24 protein-coding genes are annotated in these 26,651 nt (G+C 62.5%); 15 read left to right on the top strand and 9 right to left on the bottom strand.

Translation table 11 applies throughout. From position 1 onward, the window contains the following. The first annotated feature begins 46 nt into the window (after window positions 1–46). From rnr to RRF64_RS10490, 5 genes are all read left to right on the top strand, one after another. Window positions 47–2,740 (top strand): ribonuclease R, encoded by a 2,694-nt coding sequence (rnr, locus tag RRF64_RS10510; protein ID WP_323845842.1) that lies wholly within the window; start codon window positions 47–49, stop codon window positions 2,738–2,740. A 12-nt stretch (window positions 2,741–2,752) separates the two neighbouring features. Further along, the gene (rlmB, locus tag RRF64_RS10505; RefSeq protein WP_323845841.1) at window positions 2,753–3,508 is read left to right on the top strand and encodes a 23S rRNA (guanosine(2251)-2'-O)-methyltransferase RlmB; all 756 of its coding nucleotides are present in this window, start codon (window positions 2,753–2,755) and stop codon (window positions 3,506–3,508) included. A gap of 462 nt (window positions 3,509–3,970) precedes the next feature. Then, window positions 3,971–4,465, top strand: a complete 495-nt coding sequence (locus RRF64_RS10500; protein WP_323845840.1) for an RNA polymerase sigma factor — start codon at window positions 3,971–3,973, stop codon at window positions 4,463–4,465. Window positions 4,466–4,678: 213 nt separating this feature from the next. Continuing rightward, entirely contained in the window at window positions 4,679–5,233 is a 555-nt protein-coding gene (locus RRF64_RS10495; protein ID WP_323845839.1) for a hypothetical protein, read from the top strand. 135 nt (window positions 5,234–5,368) lie between these two features. Next, window positions 5,369–6,616 carry a tetratricopeptide repeat protein gene (locus tag RRF64_RS10490; RefSeq protein WP_323845838.1) on the top strand — a complete coding sequence of 416 codons (1,248 nt, stop codon included), beginning with the start codon at window positions 5,369–5,371 and terminating at the stop codon, window positions 6,614–6,616. Window positions 6,617–6,633: 17 nt separating this feature from the next. Here RRF64_RS10490 and RRF64_RS10485 read toward each other — a convergent pair whose 3' ends face one another. Both RRF64_RS10485 and RRF64_RS10480 read right to left on the bottom strand, forming a co-directional pair. Then, window positions 6,634–7,392: a 2OG-Fe(II) oxygenase gene (locus RRF64_RS10485; protein ID WP_323845837.1), complete on the bottom strand. Its 759-nt coding sequence runs from the start codon at window positions 7,390–7,392 to the stop codon at window positions 6,634–6,636. Window positions 7,393–7,476: 84 nt separating this feature from the next. Then, window positions 7,477–8,595: a S8 family serine peptidase gene (locus tag RRF64_RS10480; RefSeq protein WP_323845836.1), complete on the bottom strand. Its 1,119-nt coding sequence runs from the start codon at window positions 8,593–8,595 to the stop codon at window positions 7,477–7,479. Window positions 8,596–9,078: 483 nt separating this feature from the next. Here RRF64_RS10480 and RRF64_RS10475 point away from each other — a divergent pair, with 483 nt between their 5' ends. The 4 genes from RRF64_RS10475 to RRF64_RS10460 all read left to right on the top strand — a co-directional run bounded on the left by RRF64_RS10475 (window position 9,079) and on the right by RRF64_RS10460 (window position 12,293). Beyond that, window positions 9,079–9,645 carry an RNA polymerase sigma factor gene (locus RRF64_RS10475; RefSeq protein ID WP_323845835.1) on the top strand — a complete coding sequence of 189 codons (567 nt, stop codon included), beginning with the start codon at window positions 9,079–9,081 and terminating at the stop codon, window positions 9,643–9,645. A 20-nt stretch (window positions 9,646–9,665) separates the two neighbouring features. Next, the gene (locus RRF64_RS10470; protein ID WP_323845834.1) at window positions 9,666–10,295 is read left to right on the top strand and encodes a hypothetical protein; all 630 of its coding nucleotides are present in this window, start codon (window positions 9,666–9,668) and stop codon (window positions 10,293–10,295) included. A 43-nt stretch (window positions 10,296–10,338) separates the two neighbouring features. Beyond that, a complete protein-coding gene (locus RRF64_RS10465; RefSeq protein ID WP_323845833.1) occupies window positions 10,339–10,884 on the top strand; it encodes a hypothetical protein in 546 nt (181 codons plus the stop codon). A gap of 89 nt (window positions 10,885–10,973) precedes the next feature. Beyond that, entirely contained in the window at window positions 10,974–12,293 is a 1,320-nt protein-coding gene (locus RRF64_RS10460; protein WP_323845832.1) for a tetratricopeptide repeat protein, read from the top strand. A 511-nt stretch (window positions 12,294–12,804) separates the two neighbouring features. On the opposite strand, the gene RRF64_RS10455 is transcribed toward RRF64_RS10460, so the two are convergent. Beyond that, entirely contained in the window at window positions 12,805–13,680 is an 876-nt protein-coding gene (locus RRF64_RS10455) for an alpha/beta fold hydrolase (protein WP_323845831.1), read from the bottom strand. A 255-nt stretch (window positions 13,681–13,935) separates the two neighbouring features. On the opposite strand from RRF64_RS10455, the gene rpsF reads away from it, so the two are divergent. The 6 genes from rpsF (at window position 13,936) to RRF64_RS10425 (ending at window position 18,765) form a co-directional block, all read left to right on the top strand. After that, on the top strand, window positions 13,936–14,382 hold the full coding sequence (rpsF, locus tag RRF64_RS10450; RefSeq protein ID WP_323845830.1) for a 30S ribosomal protein S6: 447 nt from the start codon (window positions 13,936–13,938) through the stop codon (window positions 14,380–14,382). A 12-nt stretch (window positions 14,383–14,394) separates the two neighbouring features. After that, on the top strand, window positions 14,395–14,625 hold the full coding sequence (gene rpsR, locus RRF64_RS10445) for a 30S ribosomal protein S18 (RefSeq protein WP_020411626.1): 231 nt from the start codon (window positions 14,395–14,397) through the stop codon (window positions 14,623–14,625). Between the two features lie 54 nt (window positions 14,626–14,679). Then, window positions 14,680–15,513 (top strand): hypothetical protein, encoded by an 834-nt coding sequence (locus tag RRF64_RS10440; protein ID WP_323845829.1) that lies wholly within the window; start codon window positions 14,680–14,682, stop codon window positions 15,511–15,513. A 37-nt stretch (window positions 15,514–15,550) separates the two neighbouring features. Next, window positions 15,551–15,997, top strand: coding sequence for a 50S ribosomal protein L9 (rplI, locus tag RRF64_RS10435; RefSeq protein WP_323845828.1), 447 nt, complete (start codon window positions 15,551–15,553; stop codon window positions 15,995–15,997). Window positions 15,998–16,206: 209 nt separating this feature from the next. After that, window positions 16,207–17,649, top strand: a complete 1,443-nt coding sequence (gene dnaB, locus RRF64_RS10430; RefSeq protein WP_323845827.1) for a replicative DNA helicase — start codon at window positions 16,207–16,209, stop codon at window positions 17,647–17,649. 18 nt (window positions 17,650–17,667) lie between these two features. Continuing rightward, window positions 17,668–18,765 (top strand): winged helix-turn-helix domain-containing protein, encoded by a 1,098-nt coding sequence (locus RRF64_RS10425; RefSeq protein ID WP_323845826.1) that lies wholly within the window; start codon window positions 17,668–17,670, stop codon window positions 18,763–18,765. A 113-nt stretch (window positions 18,766–18,878) separates the two neighbouring features. Here the strand turns inward: RRF64_RS10425 and RRF64_RS10420 are convergent, their stop codons facing one another. The 6 genes from RRF64_RS10420 to RRF64_RS10395 all read right to left on the bottom strand — a co-directional run bounded on the left by RRF64_RS10420 (window position 18,879) and on the right by RRF64_RS10395 (window position 26,593). Beyond that, window positions 18,879–19,547, bottom strand: a complete 669-nt coding sequence (locus tag RRF64_RS10420) for a DUF6515 family protein (RefSeq protein ID WP_323845825.1) — start codon at window positions 19,545–19,547, stop codon at window positions 18,879–18,881. Window positions 19,548–19,761: 214 nt separating this feature from the next. Further along, complete coding sequence (gene speB / locus RRF64_RS10415; protein WP_323845824.1) at window positions 19,762–20,640, bottom strand: agmatinase; 879 nt, start codon at window positions 20,638–20,640, stop codon at window positions 19,762–19,764. A 117-nt stretch (window positions 20,641–20,757) separates the two neighbouring features. Continuing rightward, window positions 20,758–22,008 carry a carboxynorspermidine decarboxylase gene (gene nspC, locus RRF64_RS10410; RefSeq protein ID WP_323845823.1) on the bottom strand — a complete coding sequence of 417 codons (1,251 nt, stop codon included), beginning with the start codon at window positions 22,006–22,008 and terminating at the stop codon, window positions 20,758–20,760. A 128-nt stretch (window positions 22,009–22,136) separates the two neighbouring features. Further along, the gene (locus tag RRF64_RS10405; RefSeq protein ID WP_323845822.1) at window positions 22,137–23,345 is read right to left on the bottom strand and encodes a saccharopine dehydrogenase family protein; all 1,209 of its coding nucleotides are present in this window, start codon (window positions 23,343–23,345) and stop codon (window positions 22,137–22,139) included. 237 nt (window positions 23,346–23,582) lie between these two features. After that, window positions 23,583–25,505 (bottom strand): biosynthetic arginine decarboxylase, encoded by a 1,923-nt coding sequence (speA, locus tag RRF64_RS10400; RefSeq protein WP_323845821.1) that lies wholly within the window; start codon window positions 25,503–25,505, stop codon window positions 23,583–23,585. 287 nt (window positions 25,506–25,792) lie between these two features. Further along, window positions 25,793–26,593 (bottom strand): DUF6515 family protein, encoded by an 801-nt coding sequence (locus tag RRF64_RS10395; protein WP_323845820.1) that lies wholly within the window; start codon window positions 26,591–26,593, stop codon window positions 25,793–25,795. Between the last annotated feature and the right edge of the window lie 58 nt (window positions 26,594–26,651).

The following is a 26,651-nucleotide window of genomic DNA, read 5'->3' as shown; positions in this document are numbered from 1 at the left end:
GAAGCCGCCGAAGAATGTGTGGCTACCTCGAACAACGGATGCTGTTTTGACTCAAAAGAAACCTTCAGACCACCACGACGTCGACCCACATGCGGAGCGCGAGGCGGAAAAATACGACAAGCCTGTGCCCAGCCGCGAATATCTGCTGCAGCTACTCGAGCAGCAGCCCGGCCCTGTGCCCTGGGAGACAGTCGCCGACCTGCTCGAACTCGACGATGAAGACCGCCGCGAGGGAGTGCGCCGGCGCCTGATCGCCATGTCCCGCGACGGCCAGATCGCCAGCAACCGCGCCGGCGATTTCGGCGTGCTGGACAAGATGAGCCTCGTGCGCGGCCGGGTGATCGGCCATCGCGACGGTTTCGGCTTCGTCTCCCCGCGCGACGGCGGTGACGACCTGTACCTGTCCCACCGGCAGATGCGCAAGGTGTTTGACGGCGACGAAGTGCTGGTGCGAGAGACCCCCGGCGGCTTCCGCGGCAAGCGCGAGGGGGCGGTGGTGCGGGTCATCAAGCACAACACCACAGAGCTGGCCGGGCGCCTGTTCCGCGAGAACGGCATCTGCTTCGTGCGCCCGGACAACCCGCGCATCAATCTCGACATCATGGTGGCGGCGGAACGCGCCGCCGACGCCGGCCACGGCCAGTATGTGGTGGTGAAGATCGTCACCCAGCCGGGCCGCGACACGGTGCCCCAGGGTGAGGTGATAGAAATACTCGGCGACCACCTGGCGCCGGGGATGGAAATCGACCTCGCCATCCGCAACTACGGCATTCCCCACACCTGGCCCGCAGCCCTGCAGGCCGAAGTAGATGCCATTCCCATAGAGGTGGTGGACGAGGACAAGCGCGCGCGGGTCGATCTGCGCCTGCTGCCGCTGGTCACCATCGACGGCGAGGACGCGCGCGACTTTGACGACGCCGTCTTCTGCGAACAGCTGCCCGACGACGGCTGGAAACTGCTGGTGGCCATCGCCGACGTATCGCACTATGTGCGCCCGGGTACCGCCCTCGACGAGGAGGCCCACACCCGCGGCAACTCGGTCTACTTTCCCGACTTCGTGGTGCCGATGCTGCCGGAGAAACTGTCCAATGGCCTCTGCTCGCTGAATCCGCAAGTGGACCGGCTGTGCATGGTGTGCGAAATGCATATCGACCGCAGCGGCGAGATCCGCGACTACCGCTTCTTCGAAGGCGTCATGCGCAGCCACGCGCGCCTGACGTATACCCAGGTGGGGCAGATCCTCGCAGAGCGCGACAGCAGGAGCAGCGGCCTGCGCAAGCAGTTAGCCGCGCTGGTGCCGCACCTGGACAATCTGCACGATCTCTATAAAGCGCTGCGCGGCGCCCGCGACCGCCGCGGCGCGATAGATTTCGAGACCACCGAGACGCGCATCATCTTCGATGCCAACCGCAAGATAGAGCGCATAGTGCCGGTGACCCGCAACGATGCCCACAAGCTGATCGAGGAGTGCATGCTCGCCGCCAACGTGTGTGCGGCGCAGCTGATGGAGCTGTCGGAATTGCCGGCCCTCTATCGAGTGCACGACTCGCCGAAGGAGGAAAAACTCAGCAATCTGCGCGAGTACCTCGGCGAACTGGGCCTGCGCCTGCCCGGCGGCGCCGAGCCGCAGCCTGGCGACTTCCAGAAACTGCTGGAGCAGGTCGAGGGCCGGCCCGATGCGCATATCATCCAGATGATGATGCTGCGCTCGATGAACCAGGCCGTATACCAGCCGGAAAATCGCGGGCACTTCGGCCTCGACTACCCCGCCTACGCGCACTTCACCTCGCCGATCCGCCGCTATCCGGACCTGCTGCTGCACCGCGCGCTGCGCTGGCTGATTCGCAACGGCAGCGCCAACGAGCGCGCGGTGGTGAAAAAAATCCACGCTGTGCCCGGCGCCGAAGCCATTGAGCGCGAGCGAATTCTTCCCTACGACATGCCGGCGATGGTGCAGCTGGGCGAGCACTGCTCGATGACCGAGCGCCGCGCCGACGACGCCACCCGCGATGTGGTCAGCTGGCTCAAGTGCGAGTACCTGCAGGACCACGTCGGCGAGGTCTATCCCGGCGTGATCAGCGCGGTGACCGGCTTCGGCCTGTTTGTCGAATTGGACGATCTCTACGTCGAGGGGCTGGTCCACGTCACCGCCCTGCCGAAGGACTACTACCGCTTCGAGCAGGCGCACCAGCGCCTGATCGGCGAGCGCAGCGGCAAGCGCTACCACCTCGGCGACTCCGTCCGGGTGCAGGTGGCGCGTGTCGACCTGGAAGAGCGCAAAGTGGATTTCACCCTGGAAGAGCTGGTGCCGCGCGAGCATATAAAAGTCAGCGCCCGCGCCATGGAAATGGCGGTGGAGCATCAGCAGAAGCAAGAGCGTCGCGGCAAGCCGGCCCCGGCCGCGAAGGACGCCGACAGCAAACGCAGCGCCAGCCCCTGGGCGCGCCACACCGAAACTGCCGCCGGAGGCACGCCGTTTCGCAAGCGCAAGGTCGGTTCGACGGAAGCGTTGCCGGTAGCGGCCGAGGCGCCAACAGCGGAAGTTACTGAAGAGCGCGCGCCGGCAGCAGATGAAGCGGCGCCGCCGAAGCGCCGCGGCCCCAGACGCACCCCGCCGCGCAAGGGTGGCAAGCGTCCGGCCGTGGCCGCGCGCAAGGCGGCGCACAAGGCGGGCACGGCCAAGAATGGCAAGCCGAACAAGAAGAAAAAGCCTTCTTCCAAAGGCAAAAAGAAAAAGTAGTCGAGGGACATCTTGAGCCAACAACTGGTTTACGGCCTGCACGCTGTGCAGGCGCTGCTGAAAAGCTCGCCGCAGCAGGTGCAGGAGCTGTTGCTGCTGCGCGGGCGCAAGGACCAGCGGCTGCAGAAGATCATCCAGCAGGCGGAGAAGAACAATATCGCCCTGCGCTTTGTCGACCGTCGCGCCCTCGATGAGCAGGTTGGCGACGACGGCAATCACCAGGGGGTGCTGGCCATCTGTGCCGGGGAGACGAAGGTACAGGACGAGCGCTTCCTGCAGGAGCTGCTGCAACAGTTGCAACAGAGGAGTGAGGCGCCCTTCCTGCTGGTGCTCGACGGCGTCACGGATCCGCACAATCTCGGCGCCTGCCTGCGTTCCGCCGAGGCCGCCGGTGTGCACGCGGTGATCGCGCCGAAAGACAAGGCCGCGGGGCTGACCCCGACGGCGAGAAAGGTCGCCTGCGGCGCCGCGGAAGTACTGCCGTTCGTCACCGTCACCAATCTCGCCCGCACCCTGCAGCAGCTGCAGCAGCACGGCGTGTGGATATTCGGTGCCGCCGGCGAGGCGGAACAGGATGTCTACCAGAGCCAGCTGACCGGTCCGATCGCCCTGGTTATGGGAGCCGAGGGCTCCGGTCTGCGCCGCCTGACGCGGGAGCATTGCGATCACCTGATCAAGATCCCGATGGCCGGCGAGGTGAGCAGCCTGAATGTCTCCGTCGCCACCGGCGTCTGCCTGTTCGAGGCGGTGCGCCAGCGCGCCGGCTGATTCGGCGCATTTTCCGCAGTAGTCGGTCGCAATGGCCGGATTGCCTGCACCGCCCTCCTTTCCCATGGCCTGGCCGCATTGCGGCCCGGCATTCAGCACGCCATTAAATTCGAGCAGATTGCTCTTTCCTGGCCGGCGCCAGCGTCCGCTTATTCTAGCCGGTCGCCGCGAATCTGCATCAGAAGTCGCACTAGTTGATTCGCCATCCGCCAACTGCTTCCCCGGCTCCAGCGTTCACTGCTAAATTTTTCAGCGCGGTGCTTTAACGTGGAAACCGTTTCCCCGCCGCGCCGCAACGGAGTAACGAACAGTCAATGCAGTGCGTCGACGTATTTCTCTCCATGCGAGGCTAATAGTAGCCGATCATGTTCACCATTTAGTTAGTGGGGCTAGGGTCTGAGCGTCGGGCTGATCCGTCTTTTTCAGGGGCGTCGATCCCGTGAAGATCGATTTGTCGCGCTGATGCACCCGCATGTCCGCCGCTTGTATCGCATGGCGCATCGGTGGACGATGGATCCGCTGGAAGCGGAGGATCTGGTTCAAGACATTCTCACCACTCTGCTGCCGCGCACAGCCGAGCTGGAAGCGGTCGATTGCCTGGGGCCCTGGCTGATCAAGGTGCTTTACCGGCGCTACATCGATCGCTACCGTCGGCGGCGAAGGTGCCTGATCGAGCAATCCGTCTCCCGCGAACCAGAATTTTTTCTGCAAGCGGCAGACAGTGGTGACCTCCAGCAGCTGGAACTGCGCCAGGCGCTGTGCCACGCGTTGAATGCGCTGGACGACGTGAGGCGCGACACCCTGCTTCTGCACGACGTGGAAGGCTATACAGCGAGTGAAGTGGCGGAAATTATGGACATCAATGTCGGCACTGTGAAGTCGCGATTGCATCGCGCGCGACTGCAACTAAAAAAAATCCTGTTACAGGGAACCATCGACGCGCGCCAGCCGAGTTAATGGATAAGGATATCGGAGAGATGGAAGTGAGGAGCTCCATACGACTTCGGAAGAAGATCGCCAGGTGGCTGGAGAAATCCTGATTGAGATCGAATGCCGGGGTGCCAGAAAATTGCTTCGCCTGTCCGTGACGCCAGCTTCGGCGGCGTCGACAGGCGGGTCATTAACCAGGACGTGATCGTCCGATCAATCGGGTCAGAGAGGTACAGGAAAATGTTTAGGAAGGAAGTTCTCGCGGTGGGCGTGTGGATAGGTGCGCAGCTGTCTATGCCCGCACTTGCGCAGGAAGTGGAGGCTCCAAGTGAGCTGGATGTCACGCTGACGGTCGTGGAGGAAACCGAGCAAGCGCGCGATCTGCTCAATAACATCGAGTTGCCGCCGGATACGCGCGAATTTGTCGAAGAGAAGATGGCGGATCTCATGACTGCAGTGAGCGCGGCCCAGAATGGCGATGCAAAGAGCCGCGAGGACATTGAGGTGATGATGCAGGAAGCCATGACGCGCAGTCTCGAAATGGCGGACAACGCCAGGCTGTCTGCGGATGCCGCGAGCGAGGAAGCGCAGCGCGCGGCGGAAGTGGCGCGCGAGGCCGTCGAGGAGGCGGTAAAGAATGCGCTGTCGGGCGCCGATATCCAGGGCGTGATAGAGCAGATGATGCAGGATATTCTCAGCAACCTCCCGGACGATATCCGCAATGAGATGGACCTGGACATCGATGCCATTATCGAGCGCGCCCGGCAAAATCTGCCCGACGACTCCGGCGGCTGAAAGTGGCCGGATTTGGGGCCGCGAGTCCACACGGAAAAGTTGCGGATATAGGGATATACAGGGGTAAGAGAGATGCGGAAAAGAGCATTCCGAATTGCGCCCGCCTGCGCGGTTGCGAGCGTTTCGGTGCATTCAATGGCACAGAGCCAGTTTGCCGAGGGCGTCGATGCCTTCAAGCGCGGCGACTATCGACAGGCGCTGCAGCTGTTCGAGCAAGAGGAACTTTCCGGCAGTGTCAGCGCCAGGCTCAAATACAACATTGGCGTAACGCTGATCAAACTGGGCCGCTACGGCGAGGCCAGCCAGTATTTTCAACGCCTGCTGGCAGAGCCCGAATGGCAAGACCTCGCCCGCTACAATCTCGCTCTCGCCGCCGAGCGCAGCAATCGTAATATCATCGCCGCCAGACACTATCGCCGGGTGCAGGAGAAGGCCGATTCCCAGAAGCTGCGCAGCCTTGCCTCGAGCCGTTTGAATGCGCTGGCGGTATCCGGTCGCGAGCGCGCGGCGAAGCGCTGGGTAGGTACCGCCAGCTTGTATGCGGGGCACGATGACAATGCCTACGCGCTGCAGAACGAACTGCTGGCGGACTCGAGTGTCGGTGCGGATAATTTCGCGGAGATGGTTGCCTGGGGGCAGTACCGACTCGCCGGAACCCCCGGCGATGGCTGGCGACTGCACGGCTACGGCTACGGGCGGCGCTACCGCGAATTCAACATTCTCAACCTCACCAGTGTCAGTGCGGCGCTGTCGCGTGACCGTCAGTGGCTCGGCTGGGATACGGAAATAGGCGTGGCCGGGGAGATCGCCTACCTCGGCGGAGAGCAGCTGATGCATCAGGCGCAAGTCCTGGGCAGGCTCACGCGTGGCTTCGGTGAGGCCAGCATGACGCTCGCTTACATTCCCAGCTACTATGTCGGCGGAAAGGATTACGCCTATCTCGATGGCTGGCGCCAGCGCTTCGAGGCCAAGTGGCAGCGGCCGCTCTTCGCGGCGGAGATCAAGGCGTTCTACCGCTACGACACCAATGACCGCACCGATCTGGAAAGGGAAAACTTCGATTACTACAGTTATTCACCCGCGCGCCATGCGCTAGGCGGCGCGCTGGACTGGTCGCTGTCCACCAGCTGGCTTGTGGCGACCGGGGTGGAGTTCCGCCGCAGCGCCTACGATGGCACCAACCGCGTTACCGGCAGCGACGGCAGCGTGCTCAGCTACCGGCGGGAGTCGGAGCGGATCAAGTCCTGGCTCACGACCAGATACAAGATCACGCCGCGCTTCAGCCTGGATGGAAAATTAGTGGTTGTCGACAATAAGGAAAACCGGGACGTCTATACCTACGACAAGACTGAGGCGAGCCTGGGTATCAGCTATATCTTCTGACGGTGGGTGCGGGGCTCTCAGTCAATAGTGCTGTCCGCACTATTTGGGATGGCTTTTCCGCTGGGACCTGTGGCGGGGGTGCCATAGAGTTCCGCCGCCGGGCGGTACATGATCCACGAAGTCAGGATGTATTTGTCGCCGGACAGCGGCACATTGCCACGGTGGGTGTGGGTAAAGCCGCAGGGCGAAAGCACCAGGCTGCCCCTGCGGGGCTTGATCTTGGCGCCCTGGTAGCGGAATTCCGTCTCACCACCTTCTTCCACATCGTTCAGGTACAGCATCCAGAGCAGCACCCGGTGTAGGGATTTCTGTTCTGGGTCGATGGGGTGCGGGTAGTGCTCGGAATGCCAGTGGTAGTAGCCTCCGCGCGCATTTTCATAGTGCTGGAAATTGATCTGGTCCTGCTGGAATATGCCGTTGACCAGCATCTGCAGCTGTCGATCGCTGAGTCCACCGATATCCTTGCTGGTTAGATTGCGCAGCTCTTTAGTCGACTCGTCATAAATGCTGGGAGAGAGGGCTCCGGTCAGTAAATGGGGATAGCGGCGGCAGTACGCCATCAACCCGCGCAAGACCATGTTATTGATTTGAGCGCATTCATCTTTCCAGGTATCCCGGCCGGAGATAAACAGGTCGGAACTGTTCTTCTTGCTTGGGTCCACGCCAGAACCGGTTCTGCCCGCTTGCTTGTGCGGGTCCTCTGCGAAGCGTCGGATCATATGATCGCAGAATTGTGCCGGCACGAAGTTCTCAAACAGCAGGATCAGTGAGTCCATTTTTCTCTTATTCATAAAAAGGCCGGGCACCGGGGCCCGGCAATTGCTTATAAAACACCTAGCAACAACGGAGAAATGCAGGGACTACATGTGAATAATGGGGTCCGGATCGCCGTCCAGGTCGCCGTTGACGGTGCCGTCGCTGCCCGGATTGCCGTTGCTCATCATCATCACGGCGCAGGCGTGCGGCGAGGCCATTGAGGTGCCGGAGTAAGTCGTGGTGCCGCCCCCCATGGCCGTGGACAGTATGGAGACGCCGGGCGCCGCATAGTCCACCGGCGGATTGCCCCAGTTGGACCAGGAGGCCATGGTGTCGCTATCGTCGTGGGCGGAAATAGTGCGCACATAGGTGCCGTTGGCGCGCGCTGGCGAGTGGTTGTTGGCATCGTCACCGTCATTGCCGGCGGCAAGCACGAAGAATGCGCCGGAATTTTCCGAGGCAGCCACAACGGCATCGTCCAGGTCCTGGCTGACGCCGCCGCCGAGGCTCATATTGGCGCAGTCTCCCGGAGAGGCGTTGGCGCCCACATAGTCGACACCCGCGATCACGCCGGAGGTGGTGCCGGAGCCGCGTCTGTCCAGTACCTTGACCGGGATCACGGTGGCATTGGCGGCTACGCCGACCACGTCGATGTCATTGTCGATGGCGCCAACGGTGCCGGCGACATGGGTGCCGTGGCCGTGGTCGTCATCGATCTTGCCGGCGCTGGGTCCGGAAGTGAAGGCACTGAAGCCACGGCTGCCGTCCACGTTCAGGTCAGCGTGATCCAGATCGATACCCGTGTCGATAATCCAGGCGTCTCGGCCGCTGCCGTCAACCGGGCCGCCGACGCGGGGGATGCCCCAGGGAGTAACTTCGGCCTCGGAGCCGCCGCCACCGCAGCCGGGGCCGACGCAGGAGGGCGGGGCGCTGATGCTGACGATGCTGTCAGGCGTCATTCGCATAATGGTGGAATCCTTGCCGAAAACTGCACTGGCGGCGCTGCAGGAGAGGTTGAGTGTTGCCCCCTTGATCGTATTGCGGTAGACGAACTGCGCCGCAGCCTTGGCGTGCCCGGCGGCTTGCGCCTGGGCGACCAAGCGGTTGGTAATGCCTACCGCATCCGCGCCAGAGAAACTGTCGTGGAAGCGCACGATACAGCGGTTTTGCACGTCGGTGATGGCGGGCTCCGCAGAGAAGCTCGGTCTGTCGGCTTGAGCCATTGCACTCGCCGAAACGGCAATGGCCGCGGCTAATAGATTTTGTTTCATGTCAAAGAATACCTTGCGAATTTTTATTGGATTTAGGGGTCACCCCCCGAATGGATCGGATATCCGATCACAGGGCCGGGTAATACTTCGACGCAAAAACATAGAACTGCGCCTACCGGGCACAACAGATACCCGCGCACAACTCCTGTCGAGCCGGAACAGGGTAGCCTCGCCCTGCCCGTTGCTCGGCGATTGAAGCTAGCGAAGGACTTCTGCAATTACAATCCGATTGATGCCGATTTTTTAGAAAATAAAGTGCAATTTTTTGTCTTTATTTGAAATGATTTTTCGCTGGGACCTTTTTGAAGACCCAGTTCGTGTAAATATTTTCTGCCGGATGAATAATTTTTTGATTTTTTTTGTTCCTCGGGAACCTTTTTGCGGTCAGCTGCGTGTTAACAGGTCGATCGGAGACATCGGCAAAGGAGTAATGGGTTGAGCTTGACGCAGTTTTTCCGCGGACGCGCGGCGCCCGCGGACCGCTTCACCGCCCTGGTGCGCCCGCATCTGCGGCTGATGTTCCGCATGGCCTATCGCTGGACGCAGAGCCGGGCGGAGGCCGAGGACCTGGTGCAGGACGTGCTGACCCACCTGTTTCCCCGTGTCGAGGAGCTGGCCGCGGTGGACAAGCCGGGGCCCTGGCTGGTGAAAGTGCTCTACCGCCGTTACGTGGATCTCTATCGCCGCCGCGCCAGTTCGCCGGTGGAGGAGACCCTCCCCTGGAGTAGCGACGACGCCTTTTTCCAGGAGCGCATGCTCGACGAGCGTAACCACTACCAGCAACTGGAGCTGCGGCGGGTGTTGAACCGGGCGCTGGCAGAGCTGGACGACGGCTGGCGCGACGTGGTGTTACTGCACGATGTGGAGGGCTACACGGCGCTCGAAGTAGCGGAAATTCTGGAAATCAATGTGGGCACGGTGAAGTCCCGCCTGCACCGCGCGCGCAAAAAATTGAAAGCCGCGCTGCAGCTGGGAACCATTGATACATGTCATGCGTGTTAGCAGGAGTCGAGGAGGCGAGTATGGATTGCAATCAGGCGAAGCGAGAACTGGAACTGTTGCGCGAGCAGAACAGCAGTGCGCTGTTAATTCACCTGCGCAAGTGCAGTGGCTGCCGCGATCACGCCGAGGAGCTCAGGGTGGTGCGCCTGCTGCGCAGTATGCCGGCACCGGAGCCGGCCGAGGATTTCGAGGAGCGTGTATTGGCTGCGGCCCTGCCAAAGCAGCCGGAAATATCCCCGTCCCGCCTGCGGGGCTGGCAACTGGCGACTGCCGCCAGCCTGCTGCTGGCGGTCCTGGTGGCGCTGCCCCGCTGGCAGCAGCCGGCACCCGCCACACCCCCGGCCCTGGCTGCGCTGCCGGTCAGTGTGGCCGTGGATACACCCCGCACCCTGCGGGGTGCCACTATCCGGGTGTCGCTGCCGCCGAACTTGGAGCTGGAGGGCTACGGCGGGTCCCGCGAGCTGCAGTGGCAGGCGGATCTGAATGCCGGCTCCAACAGGCTGACCCTGCCGGTGCGCCTGCGGGAGGCGGGGGGCGCAGCGGAAATAATGATCTACATAGAGCACGGAGGCGCGCACAGGGAGTTTCGGGTGCCGGTCAAGTTTCGGCCCGTCGAGGCTCTCCCGTCCGACTCGACAACGATGATCTGAAGAACTTCTACAACTAGAGAAATGAGGCTCAATAAAAATGGATATGCTCAAGAAATCAATGGTTCTGGCGCTGCTTGTCTCCGCGCAGATCAGTGCGCAGGCCTTTGCCGATGACGACAGCGGCGACGACCTAGATGTGACAGTGACCGTGGTGGAGGCCGATGGCAGTGTCGAGGACGTGGTAAACGAGATCGAGCTGCCGGAAGAGGCCAGTGAAGTGGCGAAAGCGGCCGCAGCCTTCGGTCTGGAGGTCGCCAACGCGGCGCGCCAGCGTGGCGAAGAGGAGATCGAAGAGGAACTCGAAGAGTCCGAAGAGCTGGAGGCGGTGACTGAAGGTTCGGCGGCGCAGGCGGCAGAGGCGGCGAAGAACGCCCAGGAGGCCGCGCAGGAAGCTGCCAAGAACGCCAACGAGGCCGCACAAGAAGCGCTGAAAAACGCCCTGTCCGGTGCCGGCGGTGCGATGGAAAATATTCCCGAGAATGTGCTGGACAATATCCCCGACGACGTGAAAGAGCAGTTGCCGATCGATCTGGATTCGGTGATTGACGGCGCGCTCGACAATATCCCGGACAACACTCCGGGCACCTGAGTTCGATATCAACACTTTTGCGACGAGCCGATGGCCGGGCGACTGCTCCCGGCCGTCTTTGTTTTTTTGAGAGCGACGGAAAAATCACAATGTGGATACAGGCAATAAAAGCGGTATCGGTCGCGGGGCTGGTGAGCGCCTCGCTGATCGCGCAGGCGCAGGACTACTTTTCCCAGGGCACGGCGGCATTCAAACGGGGGGAATACCAGCGCGCCCTGGCGCTGTTTGAGTGGGAGCAGCAGAAAGGGCGTGCCAGCTCGAAGCTTAGCTACAATATCGGCGTCACTCACTTCAAACTGGGTAATTACCTTGAGGCCGGCAGTTATTTCCAACAACTGACGGGAGATCCCGAGTGGCGGGACCTGGCGCACTTTCAGCTGGGGGTGATCGCTGAAAAGCAGGGCCACAGGAGTACCGCCGTCGGCCACTATGCCGAGATCGAGTCCCGCGCCGATTCGGAAAAACTGCGCGCACTCTCGAGCAAGCGTCTCGCCGCGCTGGCGTCGGGTGAGTCGCGCGCCCCAGCGCCCGCCTCCAGGCAGTGGCTGGCCGTCGCCAGTGCCTCCAGCGGTTACGACGACAATGTCTTTGCCCTGCAGGACGATCTGCTGCAGAACTCTACGCTCGCCGAGGACAATTACTCGGAGCTGTTTGCCTGGGGTCAGTACCGCCTGCAGGGCACCGCCGCCGATGGCTGGCGAGTGCAGGGCTCCGGCTACAGTCGCAGTTACTCGGAGTACAGCTCGCTGGATGTGAGCAGCTACGGCCTCGGCCTATCCCGGGACCTGAACTGGAACGGCTGGCAGGCGGAGCTGGGAATCGCCGCCGATTCCACTTTCCTCGGCGGTGAGCAGCTCACCCGGGCGACCCGGCTGATCGGCCGTGTGCATCAGACTTTCTACGGCGCCAAACTTACCCTCGCCTATCTGCCGGCGCATTACAGCGGCGGCAGCGCCTACGCCCACTTGGATGGCTGGGGCCACCGTGTCGAGGCGAAGCTCAAGCGTCCGCTGGGCCGACTGACTATGAATGCGCTCTATCGGATGGATGTCAACGATCGCGGCGATCTAGAGGGCGTGGACGGAGCCTATTACAGCTATTCACCGGCCCGGCACAGTACCGCGCTGGAACTGGAATGGCCGCTACTGGACAACTGGGATCTCGCTGCCGGCGTGGAATACCGGAGCAGTGAGTACGACGGCGTCAACAGCCTGACGGACACCGACGGCACAATGAAACATGAAGTCCGCGAGGCCGACAGGGTCAGGTCCTGGCTGAAATCACAATACCACCTCTCGCCGCGGCTGCAGCTGGCCGGAAAAATCGCGCTCACAGACAACGAAGAGAACTTCGATATCTACAGCCATGATAGAACCGAGGCGAGTCTCGGCGTTCGCTACACCTTCTAATGCGCCAGAGCAGCGGTCGCCCCCCAAACTGGAGCGACCGCTGCTGCCTGGCCCGCCATTTAAAGGTCCGTTACGTTGAACCAGCGGGAAAAATAAATACCACCCGTTAAAAACATTCAGGCGAAAAAAAGGGGCTGGCAAGCCCCCGTTCATTCCATTCCGTTTGTTTTTCTTTGTTCCAGTCAGTCAGTTCTTATTGTTGTTGAGTGTCCCCGGTCTTTTGCGTCGCCGGGTTGCCGTACGGCTCATGCGCGGGGCGGTTCATCACCCGCGACGCGAGAATATATTTGTCATTTGAAGCCGGCACATTGCCGCGGTGTGTGCGGGTATGGCGCCGGGGCGGCCGGCGGACATCTCGGGAGAACCTACAAAGCGCTGGATCGGGCGCTCACAGTAATCCGCAGGCGCGGCGCCATCGAACTGAGCCATCTTCGGATCCCTCGGCTACTCCACCTGCAATCGCTGCGTCTGTCTGCCTGTATGTATTGAGACGGAGAGATTGAACAATACCTCAATCAGATATGGACGCGTGCCGGCTCGATGCACCCGCCGCATTAGCTGGGAGGGCGAGTTGCGTACCGGAGAGCCAGTTTTCCACGGTATCCAGTACGGGGCCGGGGTTCTTGATCCAGCTCAGGTGCGGATTGCCCTTCGGGTAGGTGGCCGGGACTTCCCGGGTCTCACCGCCGGGGATCGCCGCGAGCCTGCGCGCCGCTTTCAGCGGTGCAAATGGATCGCCGGATAGCGCGATATGCAGGGTGGGCTGACGAGTTTGCCGCTCGGGGCCGATCCTGCGCTCCGGCGGGAAGCGGCCGCTGACAATGGCTCGGGACCAGTCGTTCATGATGCCGCGCGCTTCGCGCCCGCCAAAACCGAGGCGCGCACCCGGGAAATAGCCGAGCAGATTGGCAATAGTGCCGGCGAGTGTGGCCATGGCCAGCAGGTAAAGGCGTTGCGCGCCATCCCAGCAGCGGAAGTGAATATGGCCGGAGGCAACACTGACGACCCGGGCGCTGCCGGTCAGGCCGGCCTTGGCGGCCAGCGTCGCTGTCTGGCCGCCGATGCTGTGCCCGAGGATCAGTGCCGGGCCGCCGGGAAAATCCCGCTCGAGCAGCCGCAGCAGCGCCGGTATGAAGGTGAATACCAGGTCACCATAATCGTAGTCAGCGCCGCGGTGGGGGCGGGGCTGACTGGTGCCGGTGCCCGGCAGTTCGGTGATGGCGGTGTGGTAGCCGCGCGCGCGCAGCTCCGCGAGCAGCTGCCGGTACTTGGCCGCGGGCACGCCGAGCGCCGGGATGACCAGTGCCAGCGGGGCATCGCCGCCGGACTGCGTGACGCTGACGGGCACTTGAAATGCGCCAAATGCGAGCTGGTGGAGCTGATCCATGGGGTTCCGTGTCGGTTTTCCGCTGTTGTCTCCGGACTGTAACCGGGGCCGGTGGGAGGGAGCCATGACCGAAATGGCCGCGACGCTAGCCCTATTCGGGCAGCGGACCGGTGCGCGGCATTGATCAACTTGCAACCAGTGGCGCAACTCCATAGAATACGCCGCCCGCAATGGTCTCCGCTTCAGGCTGGGGACCGTTGTACTCCTTGCCTTACCGGATTGCCCGGGAGGCTGTTTAACCCGTAAGGAGCGAAAATGCGTCATTACGAAATTGTATTCCTGGTCCACCCGGATCAGAGCGAGCAGGTGCCCGGCATGGTGGAGCGTTACACGTCTACCATCAAAGACAGCGGTGGTCAGGTTCACCGTCTGGAAGACTGGGGCCGTCGTCGCCTGGCTTACCCGATCAACAAGATCCACAAAGCCCACTACATCCTGATGAACGTCGAGTGCAGCGAAGAGGCTCTGGAAGAGCTGACCACCAACTTCCGCTACAACGACGCCGTGCTGCGCAACCTGGTGATTCGCGAAGACGAAGCCATCAGCGAAGAAAGCCCGATTATGAAGGCGGAAAAAGAGAGCCGCGAGCGCAAAGCTGCGCGCGCCGAGCGCTCTGAGCGTCGCGAGCGTGCCGAGCACGACTCCGCTGACGATTCCGAGGAAGATGAAGATTCTTCCGATAACGCCGAAAGCGAAGATTAAGGGGATTATCAGATGGCACGTTTTTTCCGTCGTCGCAAGTTCTGCCGTTTCACCGCTGAAGGCGTCAAGCGTATCGACTACAAAGATCTCGATACCCTGAAGGCCTACATCTCCGAAACCGGCAAAATCGTTCCGAGCCGTATCACCGGTACCAAAGCCAAGTATCAGCGTCAGCTGGCCACTGCGGTCAAGCGCGCCCGCTACCTGGCCCTGCTGCCGTACACGGACAGCCACGAAGCCTAAGCCCGGAACTTAGGTTTCTGTGCTTAGACGCTTTACAAGAGAAGCTATCTAGACGTGCGCGCCCTGGCCGAATTCATAATGCGCGGGCGCGTGCGGGCGGTGCTCATCACTATGGTGGGCATACCGCTGATCAGCCCGGCGGCGCTGGCTCTGGTGAGTCTGCGCCGCGGCAGCAGCGACGGCCTGATGGTTCTGGCCTGGGCCCTGCTGCCGGTGATCGCCGCGGGCATGAGCGGCTATATGTCACCGCTGATGACCGGCCTCGCGGCCAGTCATTTTGCCGCAGTCTTCTGCGGCGCGCTGGCACTGCGCAGTACGCGCTCCTGGGGTACCGCCCTGGTAGCCGTGACCGCTGTTGCCGCTGCGGGCATCCTGCTCACCGCCCAGTTCAGTGGCGGCCTGTTGCAGAGCCTGTTGCAGGCGGCGGAGGAGTCCGGCGGTGGCAAGGCGGAGCAGCTCAAGCAGATATTCGGCAGCGAGCCGCTCGCGACCGGATACCTGAGCTGGATCTCGGCCATCACCGCGACCCTGGCACTGGTGCTGGGGCGATACTGGCAGGCGCTGCTGTACAACCCCGGCGGTTTCCGCCAGGAGTTTCACCAGCTGCGCATGCCGCTGCCGCTGGCGGCGGTGTGCATGCTGGTGTGGGTCTACAGCCTGGTGACCCAGGACTATGTGTTCTGGGGCGCGGTGATCGCCTTCCCGATGGTGGTCGCCGGCATTGCCCTGATTCACTGGCTGGTGGCCAGCCGCGGATGGGGGCGGGGACCGCTGGTGGCGCTGTATGTCATGCTGGTGATCGCGGCACTGCCGCTGGCCGGGTTCCTGTGCGGACTGGCACTGGTAGATAGCTGGATAGATATTCGCGGGCGCTCCGGAAATAAATAGGCGCGACCCGTACAAAACTGAAATTGAGGAAACCGAGATGGAAGTTATTCTGCTCGATAAAGTAGGCAAACTGGGCAACGTGGGCGACCGCGTTGACGTCAAAGCCGGTTTTGGCCGCAACTTCCTGCTGCCGACTGGCAAAGCGATTCCGGCTACCGAAGCCAACATCGCCGAGTTCGAAGCCAAGCGCGCCGAGCTGGAAGCTGCCTCAGCTGCCAAAGTGGCCGAAGCCGAGAGCCGCGCTACCAAGCTGGCTGACCTGGTGGTGACCATTGCCGCCAACGCCGGCGACGAAGGCAAGCTGTTCGGCTCCATCGGCACCCGCGACATCGCCGATGCGATCACCGCCGGCGGCGTCGAAGTGGCCAAGGCCGAAGTGAAGCTGCCGCAGGGCGCACTGCGCGAAGTGGGCGAGTACGAAGTAGACGTACAGCTGCACTCCGACGTGATCGCCATCGTGAAGGTAGTCATCGAAGCCGAATAAGCGCTTCGCTGCACTCTCCCTTCCCTGTAGGAGCGGCGGGCGGCCGTCCGCCCATGGCCGCGATCGATCTGCACTAGCGGAATGAAATTCGATCGCGGCCAACGGCCGCTCCTACAGGGACGCAAGTCGCGCTACAATCGGGCGCTGGATTCCCCTTCTCTTGGAAACGGGAATCCAGCGCCCGATTTGTTTCTGCCCAATAGATATCTATGAACGACGAATACGCCGTCCGCGAAGAAGAACTGCAGACCGAACAGACCTCGCCACTGCCGCACTCGGTAGAGGCGGAGCAGTCGGTGCTGGGCGGCCTGATGCTGGACCCGGGTCGCATCGACAGCGTCGCCGAGCAGCTGAGCGAAGAGGACTTCTTCGTCGCCAGCCACCGCAAGATCTTCGCGGTGATGGTGGAGCTGAGCGACGCTCAGCAGCCGCTGGACATCATCACGCTGCATGACGCCCTGGCCAGCCGCGACCTGCTGGCGGAAGTGGGCGGCCCCGCCTACCTGGCCGAACTGGCCGAGAATACCCCGTCTGCGGCCAACATCGTCGCCTACGCCAAGATCGTGCGCGAGCGCTCCATGCTGCGCCAGCTGATCGCCGCCGCCGGCGAGATCAGCCGCACCAGCTTCAATCCCGGTGGCCTCGCCTCCGCCGACCTGCTGCAGATGGCCGAGCGTCGCGTGGCCGAGATCGCCGAGGGTCGCGCGAAAGAGGGCGGTTTCGTCGGTGTCGATGCGCTGCTGAAGAAGACCGTCGAGCGCATCGACGAGCTGTTCAAGAGCGAGGGCGATATCACCGGCCTGAGCACCGGCCTCACCGAGCTGGACCAGCGCACGTCCGGCTGGCAGCCGGGCGAATTGATCATCCTCGCCGCGCGCCCGTCCATGGGCAAGACCGCACTGGCACTGAACTTTATCGAGGCCGCCATGCTGAGCCAGGAGCGCCCGACGCTGATCTTCAGTATGGAGATGCCGTCGGACAGCCTGGTGATGCGGATGCTGTCGTCCATCGGCCGCATCGACCAGGGCCGCATCAGGAACGGCAAGCTGCAGGAAGAGGACTGGCCCAAGCTGTCCAGCGCGGTGCAGAAGATGAAGGGCAAGGCCCTGTATATCGACGATACTCCGGCGCTGTCCCCGAGCGAGGTGCGTGCGCGGGTCAAACGCACCGTGCGCGACCACACCAACCGGCTGATGCGGGACAATCCAAGGCTGAGCCGCGAGGACGCGGAGGCCAGGAGCCTGCCGGCGATGATCATGGTCGACTACCTGCAGCTGATGCAGGTGAAGGGCAGTACCGAGGGCCGCACCCAGGAGATCTCCGAGATCTCGCGCTCGCTGAAGGCGCTGGCGAAGGAATATGAATGTCCGGTGATCGCCCTGTCGCAGCTGAACCGCGGCGTCGAGCAGCGCCCGAACAAGCGGCCGATGAACTCGGACCTGCGTGAATCCGGCGCGATCGAGCAGGATGCGGACGTGATCCTGTTTATCTACCGCGACGAGTACTACAACGAGGACAGCCCCGACAAGGGCATGGCCGAATTGATCATCGGCAAGCAGCGTAACGGCGAGATCGGCACCTGCCGCGCCGCCTTCGTGGGCAAGTACACCCGCTTCGACAACCTGGCCCCGGAGTATTACCAGGGGGATTAACCCCTACTGGAGGCTGCATTGCTGTCGAATCAATCCATCCGCGCGCTCGTCATTGCGCGCCAGCATATCCACAGCCCCTGGGCCGGCGACCTGCCATCGCTGATCAGCCACCTGGGCGCACTGCAGCTGGACGCCATCCAGCGCATCACCCGCGCCCACCACCACCAGCTCTACAACCGCCTGCCGCGCTACCGGGAGCCGCAGCTCGCCCGGGCGGAACAGCGCCGCGAGATCTTCGAATACTGGTCCCACGCCGCCGCCTATCTGCCGATGGAGCACTACCGCTACGCCCGCGTGCGCATGGACCGCATCCGCGAGGGGCAGCGCCACTGGTTTGAGAAGAATGCCAGGCTGTGTCGCTATGTCCTCGACCGGGTGCGCGCCGAGGGAGCCCTGAAGGCCAGCGATTTCGTCACGGCCAAGGGTGGCTGGTGGGCGTGGTCCGACGAGAAGAAGGCGCTGGAGCAGCTGTTTCACGAGGGCGAGCTGATGGTCAGCCGCCGCGACGGCTTCCAGAAGGTCTTCGACCTGCCGGAACGGCTGCTGCCGTCCCATATCCGGACCGATACCGCCAGCGATCTTGACTACGGCCGCCACCTGGTGCGCACTTTCCTGCGCTGCCAGGGTATCGGACGGGTGGAGGAGATCGCCTACCTGCGCCGCCACGACCGGCCGCTGATTGCCGGGGCGGTCGAAAAGATGCTGCAGAGTGGCGAAGTCGTCCCGCAGGGGAAGGAGCTGCTGCTGGCGGAGGATGCCGCGTGCGCGCCGGGACGCGCGCCCAGAAGAGTGCGCCTGCTGTCGCCGTTCGATCCGCTGGTGCTGCAGCGCAAGCGGCTGCAGCGGCTGTTTGATTTCGATTACCAGCTGGAGTGCTACCTGCCGGCGCACAAGCGCCGCTATGGCTATTTCTGTCTGCCGATTCTGTACGGCGAGCGCTTTGTCGGTGTCGCAGACCTGAAGGCGGATCGGGAAGGCGGGGTGTTGCGCATCGAGGCGCTGCACTGGCGTGACGCGCCCGGTGCAGCGCTCACCGCGAGCTTCAACCGGGCCCTGGGGCAGTTCGCCCGCTTTCACGGGCTGGCCAGTGAGGTCGTAGCTCTGGAGCCGGGTTAACCAGAGAGCCCTGTGGGAAAGCTGCGCTGGGAGCCTGCCCTGCAGGCGATAGGCAGGCAGTCGGGGCCGCCGAAACGCTTGTCGCCTGCAGGGCGGGCTCCCGCAGGCAACGCTCAGATACGGACTACCACGTAGACTTCCTGTCCATCCCGCTGGGTCGGCATAAAGTAGTCGCTGCCGTAGCGGTAGTATTGGACCCCGTTGATCACCTCGGCCGAATAGCCCGACGGCAGGGCCTCGACCACTTCACCCGGCGCGTAGCCGGTCGCTCCGGGCGCAGGTGCGGCGGGTGCCGGCGCTGCCGCAATGGGCACACCGGCCGGCGGCGGCACTACGACATAGGCGCGGCTGGCCGGCTGCCACTGGTAATAGGCGTCGGCGTACTGGTAGTAGGTAAAGCCGCCGATCTGCACCTGCACGGCGCTGGCGGGCAGCGACACCACCGACGCGCCCAGCGGCGCCGAGACCACGACATAGCCGGACGGCGCCGGGCGGTAGAAGTAGCCGCCGTGGTAATAGTAGGGGCGGTTGCCCACGGCCAGGCTCACATAACCGGCGGGCAGAATTGGCGCGACAAAGCCGATCGAGAAACGCGGGCCGCCGTAGTATCGGGGCCCGTGATAGTGGTGCCGATGCCCGTACCGGTAGGGCTTGTACGGGCCGTGATAGCCGTGTCCGCCGCGCTCGTAGCCACGCGGTGCGGCGTCGGCGGGTGGACTGAAGGCGAATGCCGCCAGGGCCAGCAGGCCGGCGGCACCGAGAATCGCTTTTAGCGTCTTCACAACTTCTCCAGCGAAGTGATTACTTGCATAGGTTAAATTTTAACCCTTTCGCACAAGCTTTGGCCACGCCTGGCCGTAAAGAAGTGTCAAACGACGGGGCAGTCAGTGGCGATTGCGCTGTGCTAATCGCTGCCGGTGCCTGGCGCTACGCCTTTCTGCTGCGCCGCCTCAGCCCTCCCTGGTGCACTGCACTAAACCTTCCTGGTGCGCTGCACTAAACCTTTCTCGTGCGTTGCACTATCCCCATCAGCTTGTAGAGCAGTTGCGCGGCGGCGAAGTCGTAGGCGTGGAAGCCCTCGATGGGGGCAAACTCCAGCAGGTCGAAGCCGATGATCTCCCGCTGTTTCGCCACCGATTCGAACAGATTCAGCGTCTGGTACCAGCCCAGGCCACCGGGCACCGGCGTGCCGGTGGACGGGAAGACCGACGGGTCGATGCCGTCCACATCCAGCGTGAAGAACACCTTCTGCGGGAAGTCTGCCGGCAGCTGTATCTCCTGCACGTTGGTCGGCACCAGCTGGTGCGCGTCCAGGTAGTGGACGCCGTAGCGCTCGCGCGCCTGCACCTCCTCCTCACAGTAGGCGCGGATGCCCAGCTGGAACAGCGGAATGCCGGCTTCGACCACCAGCCGCATCACGCTCGCGTGGCTGTGCTTGTGGCCCTCGTAGCGGTCGCGCAGATCCGCGTGGGCGTCGATCTGCACGACGCCGAAGTCGGTGATACCGGCGTCGAGGTAGCCTTTGATCACACCCCAGGTCACCGAGTGCTCGCCGCCGATGCCGACCGGCATCTTGCCCTGCTCGAGCACGTCGCGGGTCGCCGCGGCGATATTGTCCATCACCTGCTCGGCGGAACCGGAGACGTTCACCGGCGAGCGCGTGTAGATGCCCAGTTCGCTCGGGTAGGAGAAATTGTCGAAGGTTTCCAGCTGCCAGGAGGCCTCGAGAATCGACGCCGGTCCCTTCGAGGTGCCGCCGCCGTAGGAGACGGTCTCCTCGTAGGGGATAGGCACTACGTGGAAAAAGGCATCCTCCGGTTTCGGCTGCTCGATTTCGGAACCCAGGAAAATGGGGAAGTCGTTTTCTGAAAGCATGGTTCTCGTCCTTTGTTGTAGGAGCGGCGGGGCGGCCGTCCGCCCATGGCGGCGATACCTGCGAGCCCGATCGCGGCCATGGGCCGCTCCTACCGCAATCCAAAAGTCATCAAGAGGTTAGGCACAGCCGCCGTCTTCGTTGCCGGAGCCGCGCCCGAGGTCTTTCCAGTCGCGACCGGAAAGCCGGTCCTTGAAGTCCTCGTAGCCGAATTCCTTGATGATCTTCAGCTCATCGGTCCCGGAGTTCCACAGCGCTATCGCCGGTAGCGGAATGCCGTTGAAGGTGTTGGTCTTGACCATGGTGTAGTAGGCCATTTCCTCGAACACCAGGCGGTCGCCGACCTTGAGCGGGTCATTGAAACTGTATTCGCCGATACTGTCGCCGGCCAGGCAGCTCTGGCCGCCGAGGCGGTAGTCGTGGGGCAGTTCGCCGGGGCGGGCGGCGCCGGTGATCTCCGGGCGGTAGGGCATCTCCAGCACGTCCGGCATATGGCAGGTGGCGGATGCATCGAGGATGGCCTGGTTCTGGCCGTTCCAGGCGATATCCACCACCTCCGCGACCAGTACGCCGGCGAACAGCGAGATGGCCTCGCCGGGTTCCAGATAGACCTGCACCCGATGCCTGTCGGCGAAGGCGCGCACCGCGTCGACCAGTTCGTCGATCTGGTAATCGCGGCGTGTGATATGGTGGCCGCCGCCGAAGTTGATCCACTCCATCTGCGGGAGCAGGTCGCCGAACTTCTCCTCCACCGCGGCGATGGTGCGTTCCAGCGGTTTGAAATCCTGCTCGCACAGCGTGTGGAAGTGCAGGCCACTGATGCCGTCCAGGTCCTCGCCATCGAACAGCGAGCGCACGATTCCCAGGCGCGAACAGGGCGCGCAGGGGTCGTAGAGTGCCGTGTGCCCCTCGGAGTGCTCCGGGTTGATGCGCAGGCCAAAGCGCAGCTCTGGGCGCTTTTGCTGCGCCTCGAGGCACAGCTGCTTATAGCGCTTCCACTGGGAGAAGGAATTGAAGATCAGATGGTGGGCGAACTGCAGTATTTCCTTGAGTTCGTCTTCCTTGTAGCCGGCGCTGAATACATGCACTTCCCTGTTGAGATCCTTGCCGCCGTATTCCTCGAATCCCAGTTTTGCCTCATACAGCCCGCTGGCACAGGTGCCGGACAGATACTCGGCGACGATAGGGCCGGTACTCCACATCGAGAAAGCCTTCAGCGCCGCCAGCACCTTGGCGCCGCTGCGCCTCTGCACGTCGGCCAGCACTTCCAGGTTGTCGCGCAGCGCCCGCTCGTCGACGACGAAGCAGGGCGAGGGCACGCGGCTGGGGTCGAAGTTGCCGAAGTAGTCAATGCGGGGAGTCAGATCCATAGTTGGCAATCGAATGTCGTGTAATTGTGGTTCCGGGGTATCTGGATCCCGGCCTGCGCCGGGATGACGATTGTTCCAAGTCTGTCGTCACACCGGCATAGATTGGTGTCCGGAAAAATCCCCGGCGATTACTGGAACGGCTTGTCCAGCCAGGTCTCCTGCCATGGCAGGCCGTACTGGTTCAGGTCATCCATAAAGGGATCCGGATCCAGCTGCTCCAGGTTCCACACACCCGGCTTCATCCACTTGCCCTCGAGCATCATCTTGGCGCCGATCATCGCCGGCACGCCGGTGGTGTAGGAGATCGCCTGGGACCCCACTTCCTTGTAGCACTCCTGGTGATCGCAGATGTTGTAGACGTAGTAGATCTTCTCCTCGCCATCCCCTTTGCCACCCTTGGGGGTGCCGCGCACGATATTGCCGATGCAGGTCTTGCCCTTGGTCAGCGGACCCAGGCTGGCCGGATCCGGCAGCAGTGCCTTCAGGAACTGGATGGGTACTATCTGCTGACCCTGGAATTCGATCGGCTCGATGCTGGTCATGCCGACGTTCTGCAGCACCTCCAGGTGCTTGAGATAGCTGGCACCGAAGGTCATCCAGAAACGCGCGCGCTCCATCTCCGGGTAATGCTTGGACAGGGACTCCAGCTCCTCGTGGTAGAGCAGGTAGATGTCCTTCTCGCCGATGCCGGCGGGGAAATCGAACACGCGCTTTTCTTCCAGCGGCTTGGTGGTGACCCACTCGCCACTTTCCCAGTAGCGACCGTTGGCGGTGATCTCGCGGATATTGATTTCCGGGTTGAAGTTGGTCGCGAACGGCAGGCCGTGATCGCCGGCGTTGCAGTCGAGGATGTCCAGGGTGCGGATGCGGTCGAAATGGTGTTTCTTCGCGTAGGCGGTAAACACGCTGGTCACCCCGGGATCGAAACCGCTGCCGAGCAATGCCATCAGGCCCGCCTTTTCGAATTTGTCCTGGTAGGCCCACTGCCATTTGTACTCGAACTTGGCCTCTTCCGGCGGCTCGTAATTGGCGGTGTCCAGGTAGTGCACGCCGGTTTCCAGGCAGGCGTCCATGATGTGCAGGTCCTGGTAGGGCAGGGCGACATTGATCACCATGTCCGGCTTTACTTTTTCGATCAGCTTCACCAGCTGCGGCACATCGTCCGCATCCACTTCCGCGGTATCGATCTTGCGCGGCAGCTTTTCCGCGATCTTGTCGCACTTGCTCTTGGTGCGGCTGGCGAGGGTAATATTCTCGAACACCTCCGGCACCTGCGCGCACTTGTGCGCAACCACCTGGCCGACGCCGCCGGCGCCGATGATCAGTACGTTGGCCATGAAAATCTCCTTATCTTTGCGAATCTGTGTCGAAGTCTCGAATTCATGTTCTGTAGGAGCGGCGGGGCGGCCTTCCGCCGGTGGCCGCGATTGGGCTGCGCGGGCTCACCGGACTCCGATCGCGGCCATGGGCCGCTCCTACGGCACAAGCCTGTGATTCCTGCGCCCTTGTTTCTCGAAAGCGCCTGCGGCTATTTCTCAAGAGCGCCCGCGGCTATTTCTCGAAAGCGCCCGCGGCTATTTCTCAAAATAGGTATAACCGCTCATGCTGGCGGTATAAGTGTGCAGAATCTGTTTGCGCTGCTGCGCGGTAATCCGGCCGTCTTTTACCGCGCGCTCGGCCAGCTTGCGAAAGCGCTCGAACAGCTCCTGCGGCCGGTACTCCACATAGCTCAGCACATCGGAAATGCTGTCGCCGTGAATTTCGCGACTGTAATCGAAGCTGCCGTCTTCGTGAATACGCACGCTGACGACGTTGGTGTCGCCGAACAGGTTGTGCAGGTCTCCGAGGGTCTCCTGGTAGGCGCCGACCAGGAAGGTGCCGAGGATATAGTCCTCGTTGCCCTTCAGGTCGTGCAGCAGCAGCGTCTTCTGCTCATCCTGGCGGCCGATAAAGCGGTCGATCTTGCCGTCAGAGTCGCAGGTGATGTCGGCGATGATGGCCGAACGCGTCGGCGCCTCGCGCAGCCGGTGAATCGGCACCAGCGGGAACACCTGGTCGATCGCCCAGATATCCGGCAGCGACTGGAACACACTCATGTTCGCGTAATAGATATCCGACAGCACCTCCGGCAGTGCGTGCAGGTCCACCGGGATCTCTTCCGCCTCGTTGAGCAGTTTGCGGATCTGCTGGGCGCCCTGCAGGAACAGGTTTTCCGCGTTGGCGCGCTCGCGCAGGCTGACCTGGCCGTGCAGGTACAGCGAACGCACTTCGTCGCGGTAGTAGAGCGCGTCGTTGTAGCTCTCCTGCAGGTTTTTCGCGCTGACGCTGTTCACCGCATCCTGCAGGTTCAACAGCATCTGGTGGTCGTCTTCGGCAATCTTGGTCTCCTTCAGCTCCACCGGCTCGAAGCGGGTGGTGTCGAGAATGTCGAACAGCAGCACCGACGAGTAGGCCACGGTGGCGCGGCCGGACTCGGTGATGATCACCGGGTGGGCGACGCCCTCGCTGTCCAGCGTGCCCATGATCGCCTCGACCACGTCCACGCAGTACTCGTCCAGGGAGTAGTTCTTGGAGTGGGTATAGTTGGTCTTGGAACCGTCATAATCCACCGCCAGGCCGCCGCCCAGATCCAGGTAGCCCATGGCCGCGCCTTCCTCGACCAGGTCGGCATAGTAGCGGCAGGCCTCCAGCACACCGGTGCGGATATCGCGGATATTCGGTACCTGCGAGCCCAGGTGGTAGTGCAGCAGCTTCAGGCAGTCGAGCATCTTGTGCTCGCGCAGCTTGTCGACCATCGCGATCAGGTCGTTACTGCCGAGGCCGAAGATGCTGCGGTCGCCGCTGGTGGCGTTCCAGTAGCCGCCGACCTTGGACGCGAGCTTAACCCGGACACCGATATTGGGGCGCACCTGTTCGCGCTCTGCGCAGCGGATGATGGTATCGACTTCCGATGGCGTCTCGACGACGAAAAATACCTGCATACCGAGGCGCTGCGCCTGCAGGCCCAGGTTGATGAATTCCTCGTCCTTGTAGCCGTTGCAGACGATCAGCGACTCGGTGTTGTCGAGAATCGACAGCGCCGCGATCAGCTCCGCCTTGCTGCCGGCCTCCAGGCCGTGGTTGAACTGGCGACCGGCCTTGGCGATCTCCTCGATCACCTGGCACTGCTGGTTCACCTTGATCGGGAAGACGCCGCGGAAGACGTTGCCGTAGCCGCAGTCGTCGATCGCGCGGGCGAAGGATTCGTTGATGCGGGCGATCTGCGCGTCGAGCAGGTTCTCGATACGCAGCAGCAGCGGCAGACCGAGGCCGCGCTCCGTCGCGCCGCGGGCGATATCCATCAGGGACACGCTGTGCGTTTCCCCGGCGGTATTCTCCACGCGAACGGTGACCTCGCCGGCTTCATTCAGATCGAAATAACCGGCGCCCCAGTTGCGGATTCCGTAGAGCTCTGCCGAGTCTTCGCAAGTCCAGTCTTTTACTTGTTGCAGTTTCATGGCGCCTGTTCAGTTACCTGTGTTCGGTGTAAGTGGCGGGGCGCGAATCTTGGGCCCAGAGGGGGCGGAAAGCAATAACTATAGATAACAAAAACACCATTTTTTAACAGGAAAAATTAAATTTTTATTCGGTTTGTCGCCTCTCTTTTTGCGTCTCGCAGCTTCTGTTTTTCCGAAGCTTTATTCGGTTCTTGCGCGGGGCTCGGTTGACGGCGCGAATAGCCCGGGCACAAAAAAGCGGCCCGGAGGCCGCAGAAGTTGGGGTGGTAAATTGCATGGGCGACCGATCAGAAGAATCCGGGGTTGGCGACGACGCGATAGCCGCCTCTGGGGCCGTCCCACAGATAGTAGGTGTCATAGGCCACGTAGTAGTCGAGTCCGCCCAATACCACGGTTACCGCGGTGCCGGGGAGGCTGTGCACTATGGCGCCGACCGGCGGGGCCGCTACCACATAGCCCTGGGCGGCGGGGCGGTAAAAGATGCCGTCGCTGTAGAAGAAGCCCAGAGTGCCGACGCTGATGCTCACGAAGCTGCGCGGCAGATGTCGCCAGCGGTAGCCGTAGTGGTAATGGGCCGGGCGCCAGCGCGGTTTGTGCGCGTGGTAGCCGGGACGGTAGTAGGGGCGGCGCGGCTTGTGGTGTCGACGTTTGTAATGGTCGTGACCGGTCCACTTGCGGTAATCGTGGTCGCGGCCCTTGTGGTGATCCCGGTCGCGTCCCTTGTGGTGATCCCGGTCGCGTCCCTTGTGGTGATCCCGGTCGTAATGCCCCCTGTCGTGGCCATTGCCGCGGCCCTTGTCGTGTCCGTTTCCACGGCCCTTGTCGTGCCCGTTTCCGCGGCCTTTATCGTGGCCGTTACCGCGGCCATTGCCGTGGTGGTCCTGCCTTTTGGGTGGACGGTGGCTGCCGCCCCGGTCGTGCCGGTCGTCGCGGGCCTGGGCGCGCTCCTTGTTGTAGGCTTTGCGGAACGCCGAACCGCTGATATCGGAATCCTGCTTGCCGCGGTAGTGGTCGCGGCCGTCGGCGAGTGCCGGTCCGGCGAGCAGCAGCACGCTGGCAGTGGCGATGGCGGTGATTATCTGTTTCATGGACGTTTCTCCTGAGCACTGATGGCTCTTTGCCGCTGGGCGGTCTCTCATACTGTGG

Origin of the sequence: Microbulbifer magnicolonia, from assembly GCF_035117725.1 — a bacterium.
Classification (GTDB): domain Bacteria; phylum Pseudomonadota; class Gammaproteobacteria; order Pseudomonadales; family Cellvibrionaceae; genus Microbulbifer; species Microbulbifer magnicolonia.
This window is presented reverse-complemented; position numbering and strand designations above follow the sequence as displayed.